The organism is Kitasatospora sp. MBT66, from assembly GCF_000710405.2.
Taxonomy (GTDB): Bacteria; Actinomycetota; Actinomycetes; order Streptomycetales; family Streptomycetaceae; genus Kitasatospora; species Kitasatospora purpeofusca.
Window position 1 is genome coordinate 18,723 of sequence record NZ_JAIY01000021.1, and the last position, 22,594, is coordinate 41,316.

Consider the following 22,594-nt stretch of genomic DNA (forward strand, 5'->3'; position numbering starts at 1 on the left):
GTTCAGTCCCACGGAGTGGAAGCGCGTCGGTGGGTGCCCGGTTTGCGGCGGCGGATGAGGAAGGTGCCGACCACGACGGCGACGGTTCCTGTGGTGAAGGCGACGGCGACGCCTGCTCCGGTACCGGTGGTGGACAGCTCCGTCGTGGGGGGAGAAGCAGGTCGGTCGATGGCGAGGGCCGGCGTGGTCTGCGGTGCGGTCGCAGTCACAGGTGCGGCGGGGGCAGGGGGGACGGTGGTGATGGGGGTGAGCGCGGGTTCCGCCGACGTGGGGGGCGCGGCGGAGGTCGGTACCGGCGCGGGGGCCACGGACCGGGAAGCGGGAGGTGCGGAGGAGGTGGGGCTCGGGGTCGGGGTCGGCGCGGTTGTCACGGTCGGCCCGGCGGGAGGCGCAGGGGTGGTCGGGGGCACCGGCGGAGCCGCTCCCGGCGGGCCCGAGGTGATGGCGATGTCGTCGACGTACAGCACCACATCGGGCCCGCCGGTCGGGGGCGCCTTTTTCTTCTCCGGCCGCCAGGCCGGGCGGTAGATGCCGGTCCTGAGGTGCGGTGGCTCGCCGCGGTGGTAGTTGTTGTCGCCGCGGTGGGAGCCGACCTGGACGCCGTCCCGCGTCGCGGTGATCGAACCCGGCGTGGACGGGGTGGACCAGGTGATGTCGAAGGTCCAGCGGTTCCAGCGGCCGAACTGCGCCGCGCCGAGCTGGATGACGGTCTCGTACTCCTAGAAGGTGGCGAGGTCCTTGAGCCAGTGGACCTTGAGCCGCCCGTCGGCGCCGTGCACCGAGAGAGCCAGGACCGGCGTGACGCCTTCGTTGCCGGGCTGGGTACTGAACCACTGGGCGACGATGGTGTCGTCGTCGACCTGCTTCCAGTCCTTCGGGAGGTAGTTGGCGAAGGCGAAGCGGTGGCTCTCGGCGCTCAGGCCCTTGAGCGCGAGTTCGGCGCGGAACGAGGTCCCGTCGGCCGGCACGTTGAATCTCGCGGCGGTCCCGGTCCCGCCGGGCGGGAGCGGCATTCACGGCACCGAAGCCGTTGATGGCCCTGAACGGCCAGTCCTGGGCCGCGAGGGACTCGAAGTCGTACGACCTGGAGTCCCTCGCGGCAGCGGCGGGGGTGAAGGCCGCGCCGACTGTGAGCAGGGTGACCGAGACGGCACCGGCGGTCCGGCGGGCCGTGGCGGTGCCGGTTGTGGGTGCGGTCGGACGGGAGCGGAGCGGTGGCATGCGGTTCCTCGGGGACGGCCGGCCGTTCTGCGGCACCGGCTGGTCGGACGGTTCGTCGTGGGCGGTCCGCGCCGTGCAGCTCGGGTGTGGACCGCTTGCCCGGAAGGAGTGCCGAACCGGCCGCCCGGCCCGCGACGTTGCCCGACCGTGATCAGGTGCCGCGTGGACCCGTCAGCGGGCGGTGAGGACGCCCAGCAGCCTGGTCACCTCGGTGGCCACCGTGTCGCGTGCCGGACCGAGGTAGGTGCGCGGGTCGACGGTGTCGGGTGCCGCTCGCAGGCGGTCGGACACGGTGCGGGTGAAGAGCTTGTTGAGATGGGTGGAGATGTTGATCTTCGTCATGCCGGCGGCGACGGCCTTGGCGAGGTCTGCGTCGCCGACGCCCGAGGAACCGTGCAGGACGAGCGGCACGTCGAGGCCGGCGCGCAGCCGGGCTATCAGGTCGAGGTCCAGGGCGGCGTCACGGGTGAGCATCGCGTGGGAGCTCCCCACGGCGACGGCCAGGGCGTCGACGGCGGTGGCGGCGGTGAACGCGCGCGCTTCGTCGGGGTCGGTGCGGACGCCCGGGGCGTGGGCGCCGTCCTTGCCGCCGATCTCGCCGAGTTCGGCCTCGACCCAGACGCCGGCCCGGTGGCAGTGCTCGGCGATCTGCCGGGTGGCGGACACGTTGGCGTCGTAGTCGAGCCTGGACGCGTCGAACATGACCGAGGTGAAGCCCAGGTCGACGGCCTCGTGGACGAGTTCGGGGGACTCCGCGTGGTCGAGGTGGACGGCCACCGGCACCGAGGCCGCCCGGGCGAGCGCGAGCGAGGCGAGGGCGATCGGGGCGAGCGCACCGTGGTAGCGGACGGTGTTCTCGCTGATCTGGAGGACGACGGGCCGGTCGGCCCGTTCCGCGCCGGTCACGATGGCCTCGGCGTGCTCGATCTGCACGACGTTGAACGCCCCGACGCCGTGGGCGCCGGTGCGGGCGGGGCCGACGATGTCGCCGGTGGGTGTCAGAGGCATGAGGGTTCTCCACGAAGGCGCTGGTGGTGTGCGCGGTGCAGGGAGTCCGCGCGGGGAGGGCGTAAGGGAGGGCGTGGCGGAGCGGAAGGGACGGGTGGTCAGGCGGCGGCGGGGCCGAGGATCACCGAGCGGGTGAGGTTGCGGGGGCGGTCGGGGTCGTAGCCCCGGGCCTCGGCGAGGAGCACGGCCAGCCGCTGGACGAGGATCAGGTCGGCGAGCGGGTCGAGGGAGCCGGATCCGCCCCCCGAGGCCTGCCGGAAGAGTCCGCCGACCCGGGCGACGTCGTCGGCGAGGCCCTGCGGTGCGGGACCGAACAGCCAGGCGACCCGGCCGGGGCCGGTGATGCTGATCGGGCCGTGGCGGTACTCCATGGCGGGGTAGGCCTCGGTCCAGGCGCCCGCGGCCTCGCGCATCTTCAGGCCGGCTTCGAGGGCGAGGCCGTACGTCCATCCCGTGCCGAGGAAGGTGAACTGGTCGGCGCCGCTCAGCTCGGCAGCCAAGGGGGTGTCGAGGGCGAGTCGGGCGTCCTGGACGGCCTCGGCGACCGGGCGCACCCCGGCGGGCAGGGTGCCCTCGGCCTCCAGGTGTGCGCGCAGCAGGACGAGCGCGGTGGTGGCGAACCGGGTCTGGACGACCGATTCCTCGTCGGCGAAGTCGAGCACGACGGCGTGGTCGGCGGCCGTCATCACGGGGGTCGCCGGGTCGGCGGTGAGGGCGGTGGTCGGGACGCTCCCCTTGAGCTTCGCCAGCAGGTCGACGACCTCGGTGGTGGTGCCGGAGCGGGTGAGGGCCACGACGCGGTCGTAGGCGCGGCCGAGCGGGAACTCGGAGGCCGCGAAGGCGTCGGTCTCGCCGTGGCCGCCGCTCTCGCGCAGTTGCGCGTAGGCGTGGGCCATGAACCAGGAGGTGCCGCAGCCGACCACCGCGACCCGCTCACCGCGGCGCGGCAGCGCGTCGGTGTGCGAGCCGGCGGAGCGGGCCGCCTGCGACCAGGTCGCGGGCTGCGAGGCGATCTCGACGGAGGTGCGGGAGGTTTCGAAGGTGGTCACGCGGGTTCCTTGCGGTGGGAGCGGGCGGAGGGGCCGGAGGAGGTGGAGCGGGTGTCCGGTTGCTCAGCATGCTGTTTCACGAGCAGTCTTTCTGTCAAGAGTTGCTCGTAAGTTGCAGATATCAATCACAATCGAGCAAACATGACGACGCGAGGAGAGTCATCGCCCCGGGCCCGACGGGAGCGCCTCGACGGCGACCCGGGGGAGCAGTCGCCGGAAGACGGCGGTGTCGACCTCGCCGGCGACCGGGCAGGGGACGGCGGCGGCCGACAGGGCCACCGCCCTGCGGAGGATGTCCGGCCAGGCCGAGCCCGCGTCCAGCCCGGCGGCGATCGCGGCCACGCAGGCGTCGCCCGCGCCCGTCGGATTGCCGGCCAGACGTTCCGGGGGCGCCGCCCGCCAGGTGCCCTCCGGGGTGACGGCATGCAGACCGTCGGCGCCGGCGGAGGCCACGACCGTGCGGGCGCCCAGGGAGCGCAGCGCGGCGGCCGCACCGACCGGGTCCGACTGCCCGGTCGCCGCGGCGATCTCCTCGGCGTTGGGTTTGACCACGTCGGGCCTGGCTTCGAGGGCCCGGAGGAGGTCCGGACCGCTGGTGTCGAGCACCGTGAGCGCGCCGGCCGCCGCCGCAGTGCGCACCAACTGGGCGTAGGCGTCCGCAGGAAGGCCGGGCGGGGTACTTCCGCTGAGGACCACCACGCGTGCCGCCACGACCAGATCGGCGTAGCGGCGGTGGAAACGCTGCCACTCGGTCTCGGTCACCGACGGCCCGCGCCCGTTGAACACGGTGGCGTCGCCGTCGTCGCGCGAGACGACGGCGAGGGTCCGGCGTGACTCGCCGGCCACCTCGACGAACTCGCTCCGGATCCGGGCGCTGTGGAGTTCGTCGAGGATCCGGCGGCCGGTGGACCCGCCCACCAGGCCGGTGGCCACCGGGTCGTGCCCGAGGACGCCGAGCACGCGGGCGACGTTGATCCCCTTGCCGCCCGCCCGTTCCTGCGCGTCGTCGACGCGGTGGGAGGTGCGGGGGCGCAGGCTGTCGACGCTCCAGGTGGCGTCGAGCGCGGCGTTGAGGGTGACGGTGAGGATCATCGGGCGGGCGCTCCCGTCCGGCCTGCGGTCGCGGGATGTCCGGGTACCTGCCCGGTCGCGGGACGTCCGCCGGCCCGCCAGGTGACGGGGTGTCCCGCCGCTCGCCAGGCCGCGAGGCCGGCGCCCAGACAGGCCGCCCGGTCCCCGAGTTCGGCCCGCACGACCACTGGACGGCGCTGGAAGGTGAGCCGCTCCGCCAGGCCGGCCCGCACGGGGTCGAGCAGCAGCCGGTCCGCCTCGGCGAGACCGCCGCCCAGGACGATCAGTTCCGGTGAGAGCAGGGTGGCGGTGGTGGCGAGTGCTTCCGCCAGTCCGGTCGCGGCCCGGTCCCAGACCGCTCGCGCCACCGGGTCGCCCTGCGCGGTGAGGGCGGCCACGTCGGCCGCGCCGGAGACGGGCCGGCCGGTGCGGGCGGTGTAGGCGGACGCCACGGCGGCGGCGGAGGCCACCGTCTCCAGGCAGTCGGCGCCACCGCAGGCGCACGCCCCCGCCCCGGACGGGACGGGGATGTGGCCGATCTCGCCCGCGTACCCGCCGGCCAGCAGCGGCCGGCCGTCGCAGACGAGGGCCGCGGCGATGCCGGTCCCGATGGCGACGAACAGGACGTCGGCAGCCCCGCGGGCGGCGCCCATCGCGCATTCGGCGACACCGCCCGCGCGGACGTCGTGGCCCAGGGCGACGGGCAGGCCGGTGCGCTCCTCCAGCAGGGCGGCGAGCGGGAGGTCGCTCCAGCCGAGGTTCACCGACCGGACGGCGCGCCGGCGGACGTCGTCCACGATGCCGGGGACGGCCACCCCCGTGTGGTGCACCGGGAGTCCGGACCCGACGGCCGATCGGTTCAGATCGAGCAGGGTGTCCGTGATGGCGTCGAGGACGGCGGCGGGCCCGTCGGCGCGCGGAGTGGGTCGGTGCACGGTGTGCAGCGGCCGCATGCCGTGGTCGAGCACGGCGCCCTTCATCCCGGTGCCGCCGACGTCGAGTGCGATCACGCAGCCCGGCGGGTGCTCGTCGGGCGGGGGCACGGCGGGGGGAGTGGGGTCGGCCGGGCGCGGGGAGAGGTTGCTGATCATGGGTGTCGAACCATCCTGGATGATCGAAGATGCGCACTGATCGCGCTTAAGATGCGAAATCCATCAAGATGTGTGAGCGCAGTATCCACGCGGAAGGCTTGCCGAGTCCAGAGGTCGGCCGCCGAATGTCGTGTGACGTGCGCGGCTTGCCCGTGCCACGCCTTGCGCGACGCTGCGGCGATACGATCAACTCCGCGCACACGTCCCGGGTCGGCGGACCGGCCGCCCGAGGCGGCATCCGTTCCCGCCGGGCGCGGTGCGGTGCCGGAGTTCCAGTCGAAGAAGGGTTGCTGCGCATGTCCAAGCAGGAGCGGTGGAGCAAGCTGCTCGAACTGCTCGCGGTCGACGGCAAGCTGGACGTCGACGAAGCGGCCGTTTCGGTGGCGGTGTCGCCGGCGACCATCCGGCGCGACCTCGACGAGCTGGCGGAGCAGCGGCTGCTCGTCCGCACCCGCGGAGGGGCGATCGCGCACGGCGTCTCCTACGAACTCCCGATGCGCTACAAGTCCTCGCGGCGGGTGTCGGACAAGCAGCGCATCGCGACCGCGGTGGCCGAGCTGCTGGGCGAGGGGGACGTCGTCGGACTCAATGGCGGCACCACCACCACGGAGGTGGCCCGGGCGCTGGTGCTCCGGGCCGGCGGCGGGCCCGCGGAGCGGGGCGAGGCGGCCTCCGGGCCGCTCTACACCATCGTCACCAACTCCCTGAACATCGCCGGTGAACTCGCGGTCCGCCCGCAGTTCAAGCTGGTGGTGACCGGTGGCGTGGCGCGGCCCCAGACCTACGAACTGGTCGGGCCGCTGACGGAGGGCGTGCTGAACCAGGTGGTCCTCGATGTCGCGGTCCTGGGTGTGGACGGCGTCGACCCGAGGCTCGGCGTGATGACGCACCACGAGGACGAGGCCGGCATCAGCCGGCTGCTCGCGGAGCGCGCCCGGAAGGTGGTCCTCGCGACGGACTCGTCCAAGATCGGCAGACGTGCCTTCGCCCGGATCTGCGGCCTGGACCGGATCGACGTGCTGGTCACGGACTCCGGTCTGGTCCCCGAGATGGCGGCGCGGTTCATCGAGGCCGGTATCGAGGTCATCGCGGTCTGACCCTCCCGCACCACCCCCACGCCGCCGTGACCGGGTGTACGAAGCACCCTCGCCCGGCGGGCTCCGCTCTCGCGGCAGCCCGCCGGGCGTTTTCCGTTCCGGTGCGGGCGGGAGGGCGGTGAGCCGAAGCGTGCCGACTGCCCGGCGGCGCTGCCCGGTGGCGCCGGAACAGCGAACGCCCCTGTGCGGTGTGCGTCCTGTGCATCTCCCGTGCTCGAGGCCTGTCGTGTTGGCATCGTTTGCGTAACGGGTCTGGCTCGGGGCCCGCCTCCTCGTGTTTACTTTGCCCACCGCAGATGCTCGTTCATGAGCGAAACATGCTTGAATCTTCCACATGTATGCACGCTCCGAACTCTGCGGCAGTTTCCGGACCCCACTGGGCCGCGTCGTCGAGACCGGCCGGGAGACAAGGCGGTACTGACGATGAACAAGCGCTCTCTCGCAGCGGTCTCTGCCTGCGCCCTCGGGGCGCTCGCCCTCACCGCCTGCGGCAGTGGCGGCGGCAGCACGGCCTCCGCCGACAAGGACGTGACGCTGAAGCTGGTCGCCGCCGACTACGGCGACAAGGCCTCGAACAGCTCGGCGTCCTACTGGAAGGACGTGGCGGACCGGTTCACCGCCGCCAACCCGAAGATCAAGGTCGACGTCCAGGTGATCAACTGGAACGACATCGACTCGCAGGTCAAGACGATGATCCAGAGCGGCAATGTGCCCGACGTCCTGCAGACCGGCGGCTACGCCGACAAGGTCGCCGACAACCTGCTCTACCGGGCGGACGAGGTGCTGTCGGAGCCGACCCGGACCAACCTGATCGACAGCTTCGCCAAGGCCGGCGAGGTCGACGGCAAGCCCTACGGGATCCCGTTCGTCGCCTCGGCGCGGGCGTTCTTCTACAACAAGGCGCTCTTCGCCCAGGCGGGCATCACCGAGGCCCCCAAGAGCTGGGACGACGTCAGGGCCGCCGCCGAGAAGATCAAGGCGGCGGTGCCGGGCGTGACCCCCTACGCGCTGCCGCTCGGCCCCGAGGAGGCCCAGGGCGAGTCGCTGATCTGGGAGCTCGGCAACGGCGGCGGTCTCACCGACCCCAAGGGCGCCTACACGCTCAACAGCCAGGCCAACATCGACGCGTTCACCTGGCTGAAGACGAACCTCGTCGCCCCCGGCCTGACCTACGCCAACCCCGCGACGACGGACCGCAAGACCGCCTTCGCGGACTTCGCGGCCGGCAAGGCCGCGATGCTCAACGGCCACCCCTCGCTGATCCAGATGTCCAAGGACGGCAAGGTCGACTACGGCGTCGCGCCGATCCCCGGGAAGGCCGGTGCGCTGAAGTCCACGCTCGGTGTCGCCGACTGGATGATGGCGTTCAAGGGCCCCGGCCACAAGGAGCAGGTCCGCGCGTTCCTCGACTTCGCGTACGCCAAGGAGAACACGCTCAAGTTCGACGAGCTCTACAACCTGATGCCGGTCACCGAGGACACCCTCAAGGACATGACCGGCAGCGGCAAGCACCCGGACCTCGAACCCTTCTTCGCGCTGCTGCCGAACGCGGCCTTCTACCCGCTCGGCGACACCGCCTGGGACGCCGTCTCCGCCGAGATCAAGAAGAGCGGCGGCACAGCCGTGAACGACCCGGCGAAGGTCCTGGGGGAGCTGCAGAAGAAGGCCGAGGCAGCGGTCTCCGACAAGTAGGCAGCCCGCGCACCGCATTGTCACGGAAGGCAGGCACTCCCTCGTGTCCACCACTTCAACCACATCGGGCCCGGCCGGCAAGGGCAGCCCGCTCCGCAAGGGCAGCCCGCTCCGCAAGGACGGCCCGGTCCGCAAGGACAGGGGCGGCCTGGCCCGGCTGGGACCGCTTCCCTGGATCGGGCCGGCCGTCCTGCTGATCGCCCTGGTCGTCCTCTGGCCGGTCTACGAGATGGTCCGCACCTCTTTCCTGAGGATCAGCAGCAGCGGATTCGTCCGGGGCTCGGCCGGGTTCGACAAGTACAAGCAGCTGTTCGCGGAACCGTCACTGCCCTCGGTCGTCCTGTCGACCGTGGTGTGGACCGTGGTCGTGGTCGGCGCGACCATGCTGGTCTCCCTGGCGCTGGCCCAGCTCTTCAACCAGAGGTTCCCCGGCCGGCGCCTCACCCGCTGGGCGCTCATCGCGCCCTGGGCCGCCTCGGTCGTGATGACCGCCATCGGCTTCAAGTGGATGCTCAACCAGACCGCGGGCGTCCTCAACACCCTCATGACCGACCTCGGTCTGATCGACAGCCCACGGGACTGGCTCGGCGACCCCGCGACGGCCTGGCCCTGGATGATGTTCGTCGCCGTCTTCGTCTCCCTGCCCTTCACCACCTACACCCTGCTGGCGGGGTTGCAGACCGTCCCCGGCGAGGTCTACGAGGCGGCCCGGGTGGACGGCGCCGGCCCCTGGCAGACGTACTTCCGGATCACCCTCCCGCTGCTGCGGCCGGCGTTCCTGGTCGGAGTGGTCATCAACCTGATCAACGTCTTCAACTCCTTCCCGATCATCTGGAGCATGACCCACGGCGGCCCGGACAGTGACACCGCCACCACCACCGTGTTCATGTACCAGCTCAAGAACTCGGACATCGGGCAGTCCGCCGCGATGTCCGTGGTGAACTTCGCCCTCGTCGTCGTCATGGTCGTCGTCTTCCTCAAGGCCAGCCGCTGGAACCAGGAGGAGAACTGATGGCCCGCTCCACTCTCGCGCCGGCGGAGACCGCCCCGCCCGCCGTGACCGCCCGCACCGCGAAGACCGCCCGCACCACGAGGGCCGGCGCTCCGCGCTCCGCCCGAACGTTGCGCCCGCGCACCCTGCTGATCGCCGCTGCCGCCTGGCTGCTGGCGGCCGGATTCCTGCTGCCGTACGCCGAAATGGTGATCACCGCACTGCGGCCGGCCGACGAACTGCGCGACGCCGGCTACCTGCCGTCCTCGTTCGAGTGGGCGAACTTCGTCGACGTGTGGCGCGAGTCCCACCTCGGCGACAACCTCCGCGTCACCCTGCTCGTCGCCGCCGGGTCCACCCTGCTCGTGCTGCTGGTCGCCGTCCCCGCCGCGTACTACACCGCCCGGGTGCGGTTCCGCGGGCGCAAGCTGTTCCTGCTGCTGGTGCTCGTCACCCAGATGTTCCAGCCCACCTCGCTGCTGGTCGGCCTCTACCGCGAGTTCTACCAACTGGACATGCTGAACTCGGTGTGGACGCTGATCCTGTGCAACGCGGCCTTCAACCTGGCCTTCGCCATCTGGATCCTCACCGCCTACTTCGCCTCCATCCCGGTGGCCCTGGAGGAGTCCGCCATGATCGACGGACTGGGCAGGGGCGGGGCGCTGCTGCGGATCACCCTGCCGCTCGCGATGCCCGGGGTCGTCACCGCGATGATCTTCACCTTCATCGCGGCCTGGAACGAGTTCGTGATGGGACTGACCCTGTCCACGGTCCCGGAGAACCAGCCGCTGACGGTGGGCATCAACAGCTTCATCGGCAACTACACCGTCCAGTGGAACTTCCTGTTCGCCGGCTCGGTCATCGCCATCGTGCCGGTCGTCGTCCTCTTCGCGCTGATCGAGCGCAAGGTCGTCTCCGGCCTCACCGCGGGATCCGTGAAGTAGCCCCGGACCGCGCCCCCGAGCGCCCGTCCCCGGCCCCGAGCCCGGGGGCGGGCCCTTCGGCATGCCCGGCCCACCGGGTACGGAAGCGGTCGAAGCTACGACCGGGTAGGCCTTGACGCCCGCGCGGCGCCCTGACACCTTCGTGGTTGAAGCTGCTCGAAAAGCTCACTCTTGGAGCATGTTCGAGCGCCATTCATGCCCTGTCGCACTGTCGGCTCGATGTACTGCTGCCACAGGACGAGCAGCCTGCAGCCCGACACCCGCTCCGCCGTGCAGACCTGGACCGTCGACTGACAGTGATGATGTTCGTGGTGACCCGGATTTGTCGGCTCATCGGCTGCATCACCCCGCACGCGGCGGACGGGCGCTGTGACTTCACAGGAGCCTGGCCAGAGGCCCCGTCACTGTCTTGTCCACCCGCCCGACCGGCGCGTGCCGCCCCCGGCTCGGACAAGCGGCAAGGACGGACATGACCGGCATGACGCACGACGGCCCGGACATCACCGGCGGAGTCGACACCCACGGCCCGACCCATCACGCGGCGGTGATCGACACCTCCGCGACCGGCCGGGACTTGCCGATCCCGGCCTCGCCCTCGACCAGCACCACCGCCGGACGCACCCCGGACACCGTGCCCAGCAGCGCGCGCAACTCGGTGTCCCGCCCCGTGAAGGAGAAGCCCCGGGCGCCGTCGGGAGCCGTTCCACCACCGTGGTCGTCCACACCGTGCTCCCATCGGATCCGCGGCCTCCACGACGGAGGGGACGGACTGCCGCGCTCCCGCCCGTCCACCCTGGTGCTGTGACCGAGAAGGTTCACCGGGTGTGTTCGGTGGCCGCGTTGCCGCGCTGCGCTTCGCGGTCGTTGCGCTGGGGCGGGTAGACGTACGGAGTCGTGGTGGTCAGGACGGCGAACCCGAGTCGTTGGAGAATGGGGCGGCTCTGGTCGGTTGCGTCGACCTGGAGGTAGCGGTAGCCGAGGTCGGCGGCGATCCGGGCGCGATGGGCGACCAGGGCCCGGTAGATCCCCCGGCCCCGCCAGGCGGTCACGGTGCCGCCGCCCCACAGGCCCGCGAACTCCGTGCCCGGGTTCAGTTCCATCCGCGCCGAGCAGACGGGCAGGTCGCCGGCCATCGCGACGACCATGCTGACCGTGTCCGAGTCCTGGGTGAGTTGGGCGAGCAGCCGCTGCCGCAGACCGCCTCCGCTGGTGCCGAAGGCCTGCTCGTGGACGTCCACCACGAGATCCACTCCTGCGGGATCGGTCACCGGGAGCAGGCGGACGCCCTCGGGCAGCGCGATGTCGACGGGCAGATCCTGGATCCGCGCGACCATCACCGCTTCCTCGGGCTCGGCCGTGAACCCGGCCGAGCGCAGCCGCCTCCCGAGATCGCCGGGCCGGTCGTGGGCGTATGCCTTCCACTCGAACTCGCGCCCCAGCGTGCCGAAGTAGCGCACCTGCGCCGCGATCGCCGCATCCGCCGTGGCATCGTCGAGGTCCGACCAGAGGACGCCGTTCCAGTCGTGATCCTCGCCGACCTGCCGCACGACGTCGCCGTCACGCTCGACGCGGGCTCCGGCAGCGTCGGGCCGCGCGTCGCGCCTCATCCGGCGGTCGAACAGGGCGAGCACTTCTTCGTGATCCATCCGCCCACTCCAGCACGAGGTGGGCGGCCCCGCCATTGAGTTTCCTCCTGTTCCCCGCAGACGTGACCGATCACGCGGCACGCGTCGGGAGACGGCCGCCCCGGCGGATGCCTTTCTCGCTGCGGCTGCGGCTGCGGATCCGGATGGAATGCGGGCGCGTTCGCGACGCTGCGCGGCCAAGACGTCGGGGTGTCGGGCGTTGGCGTTGCGCCAGCGCAGGTAGGCGTGCAGTTCGCGGGTCCGGACCGTCTTCTTGCCGTTGTGGGCGGAGAGGTTGTCCGGGCTCACGTAGACCGGGGCGCCGTCCCGGCGGGCGGCGCGGATCGCCTTGAGTGCGGTGCCCTTGCGACGCCGGATGCCGAGCGGGCCGAACTCGTCGAACGCGAACGTGCGGTCCGGGAAGCGCTCCAGAACGTGCTCAATGCGGTCGGGCTTGACGTCGTTCTGGGGGTCGGTGCGCTCCTTCCGCGTCCCGGACGACGAAGTCCTCGTCGTCAGAGCCGAGTAGGCGGGGACGGCCTCCCGCCCACCGAGGGTCCGGGCAGGGGTCCGTGAGTCCGGGGGCCCTGACCGGCTCTGCCGTCGCTCCCCTTCCGAGCTGAACGTCTCGCGACCTCCAACCGGCCGATGGCCCGGCAGCGCCAACCCGGCGAACCTCTGCGGTCCAGCACTGGCCCTGCCCCGGCGAGGCAGCGGGGCTGGAAAGGAAATCACGTCTCCCAGTATGTAGCAGCCCACTCCTCGATCGAACAGAACTCAACGAAAAGCAACGCCCGAACATGACGATGCGTGGTCGTACGTATGCCCCTGGTGGATGGTTCGGGTCCAATTGCCCCGCTCCGCCTGTCAATCGGTCAGAAGCCTTGACACAACCGAACAGCACTTTGAAACTCTCCATCACCCCGATTGTTTGCGCGAACATCAGCGACGGACGCGCTGTCGCCGACGGTCGGTGCCACCCCACCCACGATGCGCCCGCGAGAGATCCCGGCCGCCGCCCGGCCCGGGCGGAGGCGTCGGCGCGGCCGCGCGGACCACCCGCACCGGCCGCGCGGATCGCGCACCGGCCGGACGGTCCGCCGCGCCACGACCGGCCCGCTGGCGCGTCGTCGACCGAAGGACGAGTGTGGACATGCTGCGTTTGAGAACGGCCGTCGGCGCTGCCGTGCTGGCCCTGTGCGCCTCCCTGTTCCAGGGCGCCGGACAGGCGGAGGCGGTCACCGTGACGGTCACCAACGGGACCCGGTTCGCGGACACCGCGGGCAACCCGCTGCACGCCCACGGCGGCGGTGTGATCAAGGTCGGTGCCTACTACTACTGGTTCGGCGAGAACCGCAACGCCGACAACTCGTTCCGCTACGTCTCCGCGTACCGCTCGACCGACCTGAAGACCTGGGAGTTCCGCCGGCACGTGCTGACGCAGGCGACCGACCCGGAACTGGCCGGCGCGAACATCGAGCGCCCCAAGGTGATGTACAACGCCGGCACCGGACAGTTCGTCATGTGGATGCACAAGGAGGGCAGCGCCACCGACTACAGCGAGGCCCGGGCGGCCGTCGCGGTGTCCTCCACCGTCGACGGCGACTACAGCTGGCGCGGCAGCTTCCGCCCGCTCGGGGCGATGTCCCGGGACATCACCACCTACGTCGACGACGACGGCACCGGTTACATGGTCTCCGCCGCCAACGAGAACCGCGACCTGCACGTCTACCGCCTCACCGCCGACTACACCGGCATCGACGCGCAGGTGCAGAGCCTGTGGAACGGCGAGTCCCGCGAGGCCCCGGCCCTGTTCAAGCGCAACGGCGTGTACTTCCTGCTGACCTCGGGCGCGAGCGGCTGGGCCCCCAACCAGCAGAAGTACGCGACCGCCGGCAGCATCACCGGCACCTGGAGCGGACTGCGGGACGCCGGTGACGGCGTCACCTATGCCAGCCAGACCGCCTTCGTCCTGCCGGTGGCGGGCAGTCAGGGCACCAGTTACCTCTACCTGGGCGACCGCTGGGGCAATTCCACGGGCGGCACGGTCAACGACTCGCAGTACGTGTGGCTCCCGCTGGCCTTCCCCACCGACACCACCCTCACGCTGGGCTACTCGCCGCAGATCACCGTGAACGCCGCCGCCGGCCGGATCGCCCCGCTCAAGGCCACCTGGCAGCAGCTGGTCGGCCGGCAGAGCGGCAAGTGCGTCGACGTCGGCGACTACTCCTTCGGCGAGTCGGCCCGGCTGCTCCAGTGGACCTGCGGCAACGGCGCCAACCAGAACTTCTTCCTGAAGAACCTCGGCACCGGCTACGTGCAGGTGATGGCCCGGCACAGCGGCAAGTGCCTGGACATCGAGGGCGGGTCGACCGCCGACGGGGCCCTCGCCGTGCAGGGGACCTGCGCCGATGTCCCGTCCCAGCAGTGGCAGGTCCAGCGGGTGGCCGACGGCTCCGGGAACGTCCGGCTGATCGCCCGGCACAGCGGCAAGTGCCTGGACGTCGTCAACCAGGCCACCACCGACGGCGCCGCCCTCGAACAGTGGGCCTGCAACAACGGCGCCAACCAGCAGTTCGGGCGCCGGACCGTCACGGTCTGACCCCGGGCCCGGCCCCGCCCGCCCCACCGCCGGACGGGCACGGCCCCGCCCCACCCTCCTTCCCGGCTCCCCGACGGCACGCCCCTCCCCCCACCCGAGGGGCGTGCCGTTCGCCTGCCCGCTCCCGTCCCTGGAGGACCGATGGCACCCCGAACGAAGCCCCGGCACCGCCCGGCCCGCAGCTGCCTCACGGCGGCCGTCGCGGTCGCGGCCGCCGGCGCCGGCCTGCTCGCCCCGCCGCAGTCGGCCGCGGCCGCCGAACCGGGCCCCGCCGCCCACCTCACCGTCCGGCTCGACCCCTCCTACCAGCAGCAGCCCTTCCAGGGCTGGGGCACCTCGCTGGGCTGGTTCGCCAACGTCACCGGCGGCTGGCCCGAGGCCCAGCGCAACCGGCTGGCCGACGAGCTCTTCGGCGCCGAGGGCCTCGGCCTCACCGTCGCCCGCTACAACATCGGCGGCGGCGACAGCCCCGAGACCGCGCCGTACATGCGGCCCGGCGCGGCCGTTCCCGGCTACTGGAACCGTCCCGCGCAGAACGCCCCGCAGGCGGGCGGACCCAGCGGCGGTCCCGGCGGCGGTCCCGGACCGGCGGACTGGTGGAACCCGGCGAACCCCGACCTCTGGAACGCCGCCGCCGACGCCGACCAGCGCTGGTGGCTCACCGCCGCGAAGAGCCGCGGCGCCGACACCTTCGAGGCGTACTCCAACTCCGCCCCGTACTTCATGACCAACAGCGGCCTGGTCTCCGGCGCAGTCAACAGCTGGCAGGACAACCTCCGCGCGGACCAGTACGAGAAGTTCGCCGCCTACCTGGCCGGGGCCGTCAAGCGGGTGCAGGAGTCCACCGGCGTCACCTTCGGCTCCCTGTCGCCGGTCAACGAGCCCGGTACCGGGTACTGGCGCGCGGGCGGCCCCCAGGAGGGCTCCCACTGGGACTACGCCTCCCAGGCGCGCATGATCGGGAGCCTGCGCGGCGCGCTGGACGCGGCCGGCCTGGCCACACCGCTGGCGGCGATGGACGAGACCGACCCGGCCATGTTCCGCGACGACTGGAACTCCTACCCGGCCGCGACCCGCTCGGCGATCGGCAAGCTCAACGTCCACACCTACACCCCGCGGGACCGCGTCGGCGCCCGGGACATCGCCAAGGGCTCCGGCAAGCCGCTCTGGATGTCCGAGGTCGACCTCGGCGGCAGCGGACCGCAGGACTTCACCGACATGGACCCCGCCCTCGACCTCGCCGACCGCATCACCGGCGACCTCAAGGAGCTCGAACCGCGGGCCTGGGTGCTCTGGCAGGCCGTCGAGGACTACGAGAACATGACGCCCGCCCACGAGAACTCCAACTGGGGCCTTATCCAGGTCGACCTGACACCCGAGGACCCCGGCGCCGAGCCCGTCCGCAAGAACAAGAAGTACTGGGCGATGGCGAACTACACCCGGTTCGTGCGGCCCGGCGCCCGGGTCGTCGCCACCGACTCCGCCGCCACCCTGGCGGCCCTGCGGCCGGGCGGCGCGGGCACGGTCGTCGTCCACACCAACGACACCGGCGCGGCGCAGTCCCTCACCCTCGACCTGGCGGGCTACCAGAAGCCGGGCACCGGCACCGCCGTCCAGCGCTACACCACCGACGCCACCAAGGACCTGCGGCGCGAGGCGGACCTGACCGTGACGGCGGCCGCCACGCTGACCACGACGGTCGGGCCCGGGTCGGTCACCACCTTCGTCCTGCCCGGCACGTCCGGGGTGAACGCCTCGACGGCGGCCACGCCGGCCGGTGACGCCCGGCAACTGCTGAACGGGAACAGCGGCCTGGCCCTCGCGGCCGGACCCTCCGCCCAGGGCGGGCCCGTCCAGCGCACCCCCGACCCGGCCGACCCGGGCCAGAAGTGGAACATCACCCGGGTCGGCGGGAGCTGGGACAGCACGGCGACCTACCGGATCGCCAACGCCGCCACGGGCAGGGCGCTGGCGGTGACCTCGGGCACCCTCGGCTACGCCGATCCCGGCAACGCGGCGAAGCAGCTGTGGATGCGCTCCAGCACCGGAGACGGGCGCGGCACCTTCGTCAACAGGGCGAGCGGGCTCCTGCTGGACGTCGGCGCCGCGGCCCGGTGGGACGGTGCGTCGGTGGGCGTCTGGCCCGCCACCGCCGGGAGCAACCAGTCCTGGTCGGTGCGCGGCGCGGCCGCGGACGTGTGGCAGCCGGTGACGGTCCGGCGCAGCGGCCTGTGCGCGGAGGCAGTCGGGGGCGTGGATGCCGCCGGCGGCGCCGTCGTCCAGGCCGGCTGCACCGGATCCCCGGGCCAGCAGTGGTCGCTGCGGGCGGCGAGCCCCGGCCAGGTGTCGGTGGTGGTGCGCGCCGGCGGGCTGTGCCTGGACGTGGCGGGCGAGTCCACGGCCGACGGTGCCCCCGTGGTGCAGTACGGGTGCAGCGGGGCGTGGAACCAGGAGTGGTGGGTCCGTCCCACCGGCGGCGGCTGGTCGGCGCTGGTGGCGCGGCACAGCGGCAAGTGCCTGGCCGTCGCGGCGAACGCCGCGGAGCCGGGAGCGGCGCTGGTGCAGGAGCCCTGCGGAGCGGGTGCCGGGCAGCGGTTCAGGATCGGCTGACCCGCCGGGTGGCGGCGCGTGTCCCCAGCCCGGTCGACGGCCGGGGACGCGCGCGTCCGTCGTGTGCGCCCGCGGTACCGGCCCCGACCGGTCAGGAGGTGCGTCGCGCGCGCCGGACGGGCGGCGGTGCGGCGGTGCTGGCGCGGACGACCAGTTCGGGCCGGACCACCACAGCCGTGACGGGGTCGCCCTCGCTCGCCGGCGGATCGATCCGGTCGAGCAGCCGGGCCACGCATTGGCGCCCGACCTCGTCGAAGTCCTGCCGCACGGTGGTCAGCGGCGGCACGAAGAAGGCCGCCTCGGGGATGTCGTCGAAGCCGACCACGCTGACGTCCTCCGGCACCCGGCGCCCGGCCTCGTGCAGGGCGCGCAGCAGGCCGAGCGCCAGTTGGTCGTTGGCGGCGAGGACGGCGGTGACGTCCGGCTGCGCGGCGATCCGCCGACCGATCGCGTAGCCGGAGGCGGCGGTCCAGTCGCCGAAGTCGATCGGCGGCACGGGGGCTCCGGCCGCCTCGAGGGCGCTGTGCCAGGCGGCGGCCCGTCGGCGGGCGGCGTAGGAGTTCTGCGGGCCGCCGATGTGCCGGACCGTCCGGTGCCCGAGGCCGAGCAGGTGCTGGACGGCGGCGGTGACGCCCGCCGCCTGGTCGGTGTCGACGGAGGTGTACCGCCGGTCGGGATCGCCGTCCGCGACGACGACCGGCACACCGGAGGTGATGTCGAAGCCGGGCCGGTCGAGGATCTGGGCCTCGATGACGGCGAGACCGTCGACGGCCTGGTCGGTGAGCAGGCGGACGGCGCGCTGGACGGCCTCCTCGGTCTCGTCCTCGATGCAGACCACGTGGACCGAGTAGCCGGCGGCCTGGGCGGCCCGGGAGATCGCGGCGAGGGTCCGGGCGTTGCCCTGCGCGGTGACGTCGAAGGTCACCACCCCGAGGGCGTGGAAGCGCCCGAGGGTGAGGGCCCGGGCCGCGCTGTTGCGCTGGTAGCCGAGCATGCGCATGGCGGAGAGCACCCGCTCGCGGGTTTCCGGTTCGACGTTGGGCCGGTCGTTGGCGACCCGGGAGACCGTCTGCGAGGACACTCCCGCGAGGGCCGCCACGTCGGCCTGGGACGCCGGGCGCCGGGCGGAACGCGCGGCAGCGCCGGGCTTCGCCGCGCTGTTCATGCCGGCCCCTTCCGCTGATGTCTGCGCGGACATCGTAGCGGCAGTGATCAGCGGGCGGGGCCGACAGGCCGGCCCCGTCCGTCCCCCGGAAGAGACCGGGGGACGGACGGGGCCTGGGCGCAGGGTCAAGTGGGTCGGCCAGGTCAGGCGGGGAGCCCGATGGGGCGTTCGCCGCTGCGGCGCTGCTGGATGACCACGGCGATGACCAGCAGGGAGCCCTGGGCGACGTTCTGCCAGAAGGAGTTGACGCCCTGGACGGTGAGGCCGTTCTCCAGGCAGCCGAGCAGGGCGACGGCGAGCAGGGTGCCGCCGATGCCGCCCTTGCCGCCCTTGAGGGCCGCGCCGCCCAGCGCCGCGGCGGTGATGGCCTTGAGTTCCAGGCCCTCGCTGCCGGAGACGGGCTGGCCGCTGCCGGTGCGGGCGGTCAGCAGGACGCCGGCGACGGCGGCGACGACGCCGATCAGGCCGTAGACGGCGATCAGGTACTTGTTGATGCTGATGCCGGCGAGGCGGGCGGCGGTGTCGTTGCCGCCGATGGCGTAGATGTTGCGGCCGATGTCGGTGTACTTGAGCAGGACGTGCGCGGCGACGGCGACCAGGATGAGGATCCACACCATCACGGGCAGGCCGGCGATCTTGCCGCGGCCGAGGAAGACGAAGAGGTCGTCGTTGAGGACGTAGCCCTGGGCGCGGCCGTCGGACAGGAGCTGGGCGAGGCCCTTGTAGGCGGCGAGGCCGGCGAGGGTGGCGATGGTGGGGTTGACGCGGCCGTAGACGATGACCAGGCCGTTGACGATGCCGACGAGGACGCCGACGGCCAGGGCGGCGGCGATGCCGAGGTAGGGGTTGGATCCTGTGCTGGTGAAGGCCATCGCGCTGACCACGGAGGCGACGCCGGCCTGGGAGCCGACGGAGATGTCGAGGCCGCCGATGATGATGACGACGGTCTGGACGACGGCGAGCAGTCCGGTGATGGTCGCGGCCTCGGCGATGACCTGCATGTTGCCCAGGCTGAGGAAGTTGTCGTTGAGGGTGCCGAACAGGGCGAGCACGACGACGAGGGCGCCGATCAGGCTGAGGTTCTGGGCGCCGACGGAGGCGAGGATCCTGGTCGCGCCGCCGGAGGTGTGCGGCAGGTTCCCGCCGGCCTTGGCTGCGGGCGGGGTGCCGGTGGTGGTGCTCATGCGGATGCTCCAGGAGTGGGGACGGTGGCGATGTCGTCGGCCATGGCGAGGCTGAGGATGGCCTCCTCGGTGGCGTCGGCGCGGTCGAGTTCGCCGGTGACGCGGCCGTTCTGCATGACGAGGACGCGGTCGGCGAGGCCGAGGATCTCGGGGAGTTCGGAGGAGATGACGAGGACGGCGACGCCGTCGGCGGCGAGGTCGGCGATGATCCGGTAGATCTCGGCCTTGGCGCCGATGTCGATCCCGCGGGTGGGTTCGTCCAGGATCAGGACCTTGGGCTTGCGGGCGAGCCAGCGGGCCAGCACGACCTTCTGCTGGTTGCCGCCGGACAGCTTGCGGACCTCGTGCTCGACGGAGGGCGTCCGTACCCGCAGCCGGTCGGTGTACTCCTGGGCGAGTTCGCGTTCGGCGGCGCGCTTGACGAAGCGGAAGCGGCGCAGGCGGTCCAGGACGACGGTGGAGGTGTTGTCGCGGATCGAGCGGTGCAGGAACAGGGCCTGGGCCTTGCGTTCCTCGGGGGCCAGGCCCAGGCCGGCGCGGATGGCGTCGCCGGGGCTCCCGGAGCGCAGCGGCCGGCCGTCGAGGGTGACGGTCCCGGAGCGGATCGGCCGGTCGCCGGCGAGGGCGAGGGCGAGTTCGGAGCGTCCGGCGCCGATGAGTCCGGCGAGGCCGACGACCTCGCCGGCGTGGATCTGCAGGCTGATGTCGTGGACGTCGTCGGTGGTGACGCCCCGGACGTCGAGGACGAGGCGGTCGGTGGCGACGCGGGTGCGGGAGAACATGGCGGACAGGTCGCGGCCGACCATGAGGCGCACGAGCTCGCCCTCGGTGGTGGTGGCGGCGTCCTGGACGCCGGCGAGCGTGCCGTCGCGCAGGACGGCGATGCGGTCGGCGAGTTGGAAGATCTCCTGCATCCGGTGCGAGACGTAGACGACGGCGACGCCCTGGTCGCGCAGTCGGCGGATGAGGGCGAACAGGGCGTCGACCTCGTGCTCGGAGAGCGAGGAGGTCGGCTCGTCGAAGGCGATCACCTTGGCCTCGCCGGTGAGCGCGCGCAGGATCTCGACCAGTTGCCGCTGGGCGGGGGTGAGTTGGGAGCCGAGCAGGTCGGGGTCGAGGACCTTGTCGAAGCCCAGGCGCTGGAGGTCGCCGGTGATGCGGCGGCGCAGTTCGGCGCGGTCCAGCCGGCGGCCCGCGGCGCGGGGGAGGGCGCCGGCGTAGACGTTCTCGGCGACCGAGACGTGCGGGATGATCTCCGGCTCCTGCGGGATGATCCGGATGCCCGCGGCGCGGGCCTGGGCGGGCGAGGCGAGGTCGATGCGGCGGCCGTCGAGGACGACGTGGCCCTCGGTCGGCTGGTGGTCGCCGGTGAGGATCTTGAGCAGGGTGGACTTGCCGGCGCCGTTCTCCCCCATGAGGGCGGTGACCTGACCGGCCGGGAAGTCGAGGGTGACTCCGCCGAGCGCCTGCACCGCGCCGAACCGCTTTGTGACCTGGTGCACGCCGGCGAAGCCTGCCGGGCCCTGGCCGGTGGGCGGGCGCGGGGCGGGAGTCGGGTCGTGGGCTTTGCTCATGGAGGGTCCTCGGGAGGTCTGTCGGGGAGTGGGTGGGGCCGATCGGGGCGGCGGGGACGTCCGGCCGAGCGCCTCCGGCCCCGGGTCAGGGCAGCTGGTGGGGCCGGAGGCGGGTCGGGTCGGGGCCGCGTGGGTGCGCCGACCGTTCGGGGAGGTCAGCCGCAGGTGACGCCGGCGGACTTCCAGGTGGCCGCGTCGACCATGGTGGTGGGCGCGAACGCCTCCTTCGGGAACTCCTTGCTGTTCTTGAGCTTGTCGTACATGGTCTGGACGGCCAGCGCGCCGACGTCCTTGCCGTTGATGAACAGCGCGGCCCTCATGCCGGACGGCTTGCCGGAACCCCAGTTCTTGCAGGCGAGGTAGGCGCCGATGCCGACGCCGATCACCCGGTCCGCGCCGATGCCGGCGTTCTCCAGCGCGGTGACGCCACCCTGCACGTTCTCGTCGTTGCAGCCCCAGACGACCCAGTTCTTCACACCGGGGTTGGCGGTGACGGTCGCGGCGATCTTGTCCTGGGCACCGGTCGGGGTGTTGTCGGTGGCCACGTCGATGTTCTGGACGCCGGGCGCGGCGGCGCCGAACGCCTCCTTGGCACCCTTGACCCGGTCGCCGCAGACGGTGACGTCCTGCTTCCAGGCGGAGATGGTGCGGGTCTCGGCCGGGTTCCAGCCCGCCTTCTTGTACTCCTCGGCGGCGCGCTTGCCGACCTCGCCGCCCATCTGGCTGCCGGAGAAGCCGATCCGGGGGACCAGGTTCTCCTTGGCGCAGGTGGAGGGGTCGGGGCCGTTGGTGCAGATCTGGTCGTCCGAGGTGAGCAGCGCCAGCTTGGCGTCCTTCGCGGCCTGGACGACCTGCGGGCCGACCGCAGGGTCCGGCACCACGATGATGATGCCGTTGGTCTTCTGGGCGACGGCCGCCTGGACCTCGCTGATCGTCTTGTTGGCGTCGTTGCCCAGGTTCACCACCCTGAGGTCGATGCCCAGCTCGGCCGCCTTCGCCTTGGCGCCGGCGGCCTCGCCGACGAAGTACTCCTGGTCACCCTGCTTCTGCAGGTAGGTGATCGAGATCTTGCCGTCGACCTTGGCGACCGCGGCGTCTCCGCCGGAGGCGGCCTCCTTGCCGGTCGAACACGCGGTCGTCAGGCCGAGGCTGAGCAGCAGTGCCGCTGCGGCGACGGTCCGGCTGGTGGTACGGAACATGGGGAGCTCCTTCGGGACCGCACCCGTTGACGGCAGGGTGCCGGGTGCGGTGGGGCGCTGGTACGTGGGGCCCGAGGTGGCGGACCACGATCTGGAGGAACGCGGCTGAGCGGGAACTACGTTGTCGGTGAACAGCAAAGCAAACACAATGCGTCAGAAACCAACAGACTCGAACGTAGTGGGGATATGACACCTCTGTTTCGGAAGTCACGTCAAGAGCACGTAGGTGTCGAGACCACCTTGTGACGTGTGGTCGGACGGAACGGAGTGGTCCGCTCCGGTGCGGAGGGCGGTGAACCCACCATCGTCGTCCGCCCCGGGCCTCGTCCTCGCCGAACGGTCGCTTCCGATGAACCATCAGAAGGCACAGCAGCAGTGGGAGATGGGAGGTCGGTGCACCTCCTCCCGTACCGCGGCGTCCGACGGAGGCGGCGGCGCCCGGGGGAAGCGCAGCACGCACCCTCCGGTCGG

16 protein-coding genes and 1 pseudogene are annotated in these 22,594 nt (G+C 72.2%); 6 read left to right on the plus strand and 11 right to left on the minus strand.

Annotation, left to right across the window (positions count from 1 at the left end):
- Positions 1 to 2 precede the first annotated feature (2 nt).
- From BI06_RS52785 to BI06_RS42610, 5 genes and pseudogenes are all read right to left on the minus strand, one after another.
- A pseudogene (locus tag BI06_RS52785) lies at positions 3 to 1,013 on the minus strand (heparin lyase I family protein).
- Between the two features lie 379 nt (positions 1,014 to 1,392).
- Positions 1,393 to 2,229 carry a class II fructose-bisphosphate aldolase gene (locus BI06_RS42595; protein WP_043477768.1) on the minus strand — a complete coding sequence of 279 codons (837 nt, stop codon included), beginning with the start codon at positions 2,227 to 2,229 and terminating at the stop codon, positions 1,393 to 1,395.
- A gap of 98 nt (positions 2,230 to 2,327) precedes the next feature.
- Positions 2,328 to 3,278 carry an SIS domain-containing protein gene (locus tag BI06_RS42600; protein ID WP_043477771.1) on the minus strand — a complete coding sequence of 317 codons (951 nt, stop codon included), beginning with the start codon at positions 3,276 to 3,278 and terminating at the stop codon, positions 2,328 to 2,330.
- 159 nt (positions 3,279 to 3,437) lie between these two features.
- Complete coding sequence (locus tag BI06_RS42605; protein WP_043477774.1) at positions 3,438 to 4,370, minus strand: 1-phosphofructokinase family hexose kinase; 933 nt, start codon at positions 4,368 to 4,370, stop codon at positions 3,438 to 3,440.
- Positions 4,367 to 5,440, minus strand: a complete 1,074-nt coding sequence (locus BI06_RS42610; RefSeq protein WP_063795144.1) for an ROK family protein — start codon at positions 5,438 to 5,440, stop codon at positions 4,367 to 4,369. Before BI06_RS42610 ends, BI06_RS42605 begins: the two co-directional genes overlap by 4 nt.
- 296 nt (positions 5,441 to 5,736) lie before the next feature.
- Here BI06_RS42610 and BI06_RS42615 point away from each other — a divergent pair, with 296 nt between their 5' ends.
- The 4 genes from BI06_RS42615 to BI06_RS42630 all read left to right on the plus strand — a co-directional run bounded on the left by BI06_RS42615 (position 5,737) and on the right by BI06_RS42630 (position 10,164).
- Positions 5,737 to 6,537, plus strand: coding sequence for a DeoR/GlpR family DNA-binding transcription regulator (locus BI06_RS42615; protein ID WP_030395358.1), 801 nt, complete (start codon positions 5,737 to 5,739; stop codon positions 6,535 to 6,537).
- Between the two features lie 423 nt (positions 6,538 to 6,960).
- Positions 6,961 to 8,229 (plus strand): extracellular solute-binding protein, encoded by a 1,269-nt coding sequence (locus BI06_RS42620; RefSeq protein WP_043477777.1) that lies wholly within the window; start codon positions 6,961 to 6,963, stop codon positions 8,227 to 8,229.
- Positions 8,230 to 8,377: 148 nt separating this feature from the next.
- On the plus strand, positions 8,378 to 9,241 hold the full coding sequence (locus tag BI06_RS42625) for a carbohydrate ABC transporter permease (RefSeq protein ID WP_043477939.1): 864 nt from the start codon (positions 8,378 to 8,380) through the stop codon (positions 9,239 to 9,241).
- Positions 9,241 to 10,164, plus strand: coding sequence for a carbohydrate ABC transporter permease (locus BI06_RS42630; protein ID WP_030395361.1), 924 nt, complete (start codon positions 9,241 to 9,243; stop codon positions 10,162 to 10,164). The genes BI06_RS42625 and BI06_RS42630 overlap by 1 nt, the downstream gene beginning before the upstream one ends.
- A 534-nt stretch (positions 10,165 to 10,698) precedes the next feature.
- Here the strand turns inward: BI06_RS42630 and BI06_RS42635 are convergent.
- Together BI06_RS42635 and BI06_RS42640 are read right to left on the minus strand one after the other, a co-directional pair.
- Positions 10,699 to 10,887 carry an ATP-binding protein gene (locus BI06_RS42635; RefSeq protein ID WP_030395362.1) on the minus strand — a complete coding sequence of 63 codons (189 nt, stop codon included), beginning with the start codon at positions 10,885 to 10,887 and terminating at the stop codon, positions 10,699 to 10,701.
- A gap of 92 nt (positions 10,888 to 10,979) precedes the next feature.
- The gene (locus BI06_RS42640) at positions 10,980 to 11,810 is read right to left on the minus strand and encodes a GNAT family N-acetyltransferase (RefSeq protein ID WP_051742972.1); all 831 of its coding nucleotides are present in this window, start codon (positions 11,808 to 11,810) and stop codon (positions 10,980 to 10,982) included.
- Positions 11,811 to 12,942: 1,132 nt separating this feature from the next.
- On the opposite strand from BI06_RS42640, the gene BI06_RS42645 reads away from it, so the two are divergent.
- Together BI06_RS42645 and BI06_RS42650 are read left to right on the plus strand one after the other, a co-directional pair.
- Entirely contained in the window at positions 12,943 to 14,391 is a 1,449-nt protein-coding gene (locus BI06_RS42645; protein WP_043477780.1) for an RICIN domain-containing protein, read from the plus strand.
- Positions 14,392 to 14,532: 141 nt separating this feature from the next.
- Entirely contained in the window at positions 14,533 to 17,001 is a 2,469-nt protein-coding gene (locus tag BI06_RS42650) for an RICIN domain-containing protein (protein WP_043477783.1), read from the plus strand.
- 91 nt (positions 17,002 to 17,092) lie between these two features.
- On the opposite strand, the gene BI06_RS42655 is transcribed toward BI06_RS42650, so the two are convergent.
- From BI06_RS42655 to BI06_RS42670, 4 genes are all read right to left on the minus strand, one after another.
- Positions 17,093 to 18,166: a LacI family DNA-binding transcriptional regulator gene (locus BI06_RS42655; RefSeq protein WP_051742973.1), complete on the minus strand. Its 1,074-nt coding sequence runs from the start codon at positions 18,164 to 18,166 to the stop codon at positions 17,093 to 17,095.
- 143 nt (positions 18,167 to 18,309) lie between these two features.
- The gene (locus BI06_RS42660; RefSeq protein ID WP_030395367.1) at positions 18,310 to 19,350 is read right to left on the minus strand and encodes an ABC transporter permease; all 1,041 of its coding nucleotides are present in this window, start codon (positions 19,348 to 19,350) and stop codon (positions 18,310 to 18,312) included.
- Entirely contained in the window at positions 19,347 to 20,924 is a 1,578-nt protein-coding gene (locus tag BI06_RS42665; RefSeq protein WP_030395368.1) for a sugar ABC transporter ATP-binding protein, read from the minus strand. The genes BI06_RS42660 and BI06_RS42665 overlap by 4 nt, the downstream gene beginning before the upstream one ends.
- Positions 20,925 to 21,079: 155 nt before the next feature.
- On the minus strand, positions 21,080 to 22,123 hold the full coding sequence (locus BI06_RS42670; RefSeq protein WP_082559080.1) for a substrate-binding domain-containing protein: 1,044 nt from the start codon (positions 22,121 to 22,123) through the stop codon (positions 21,080 to 21,082).
- Between the last annotated feature and the right edge of the window lie 471 nt (positions 22,124 to 22,594).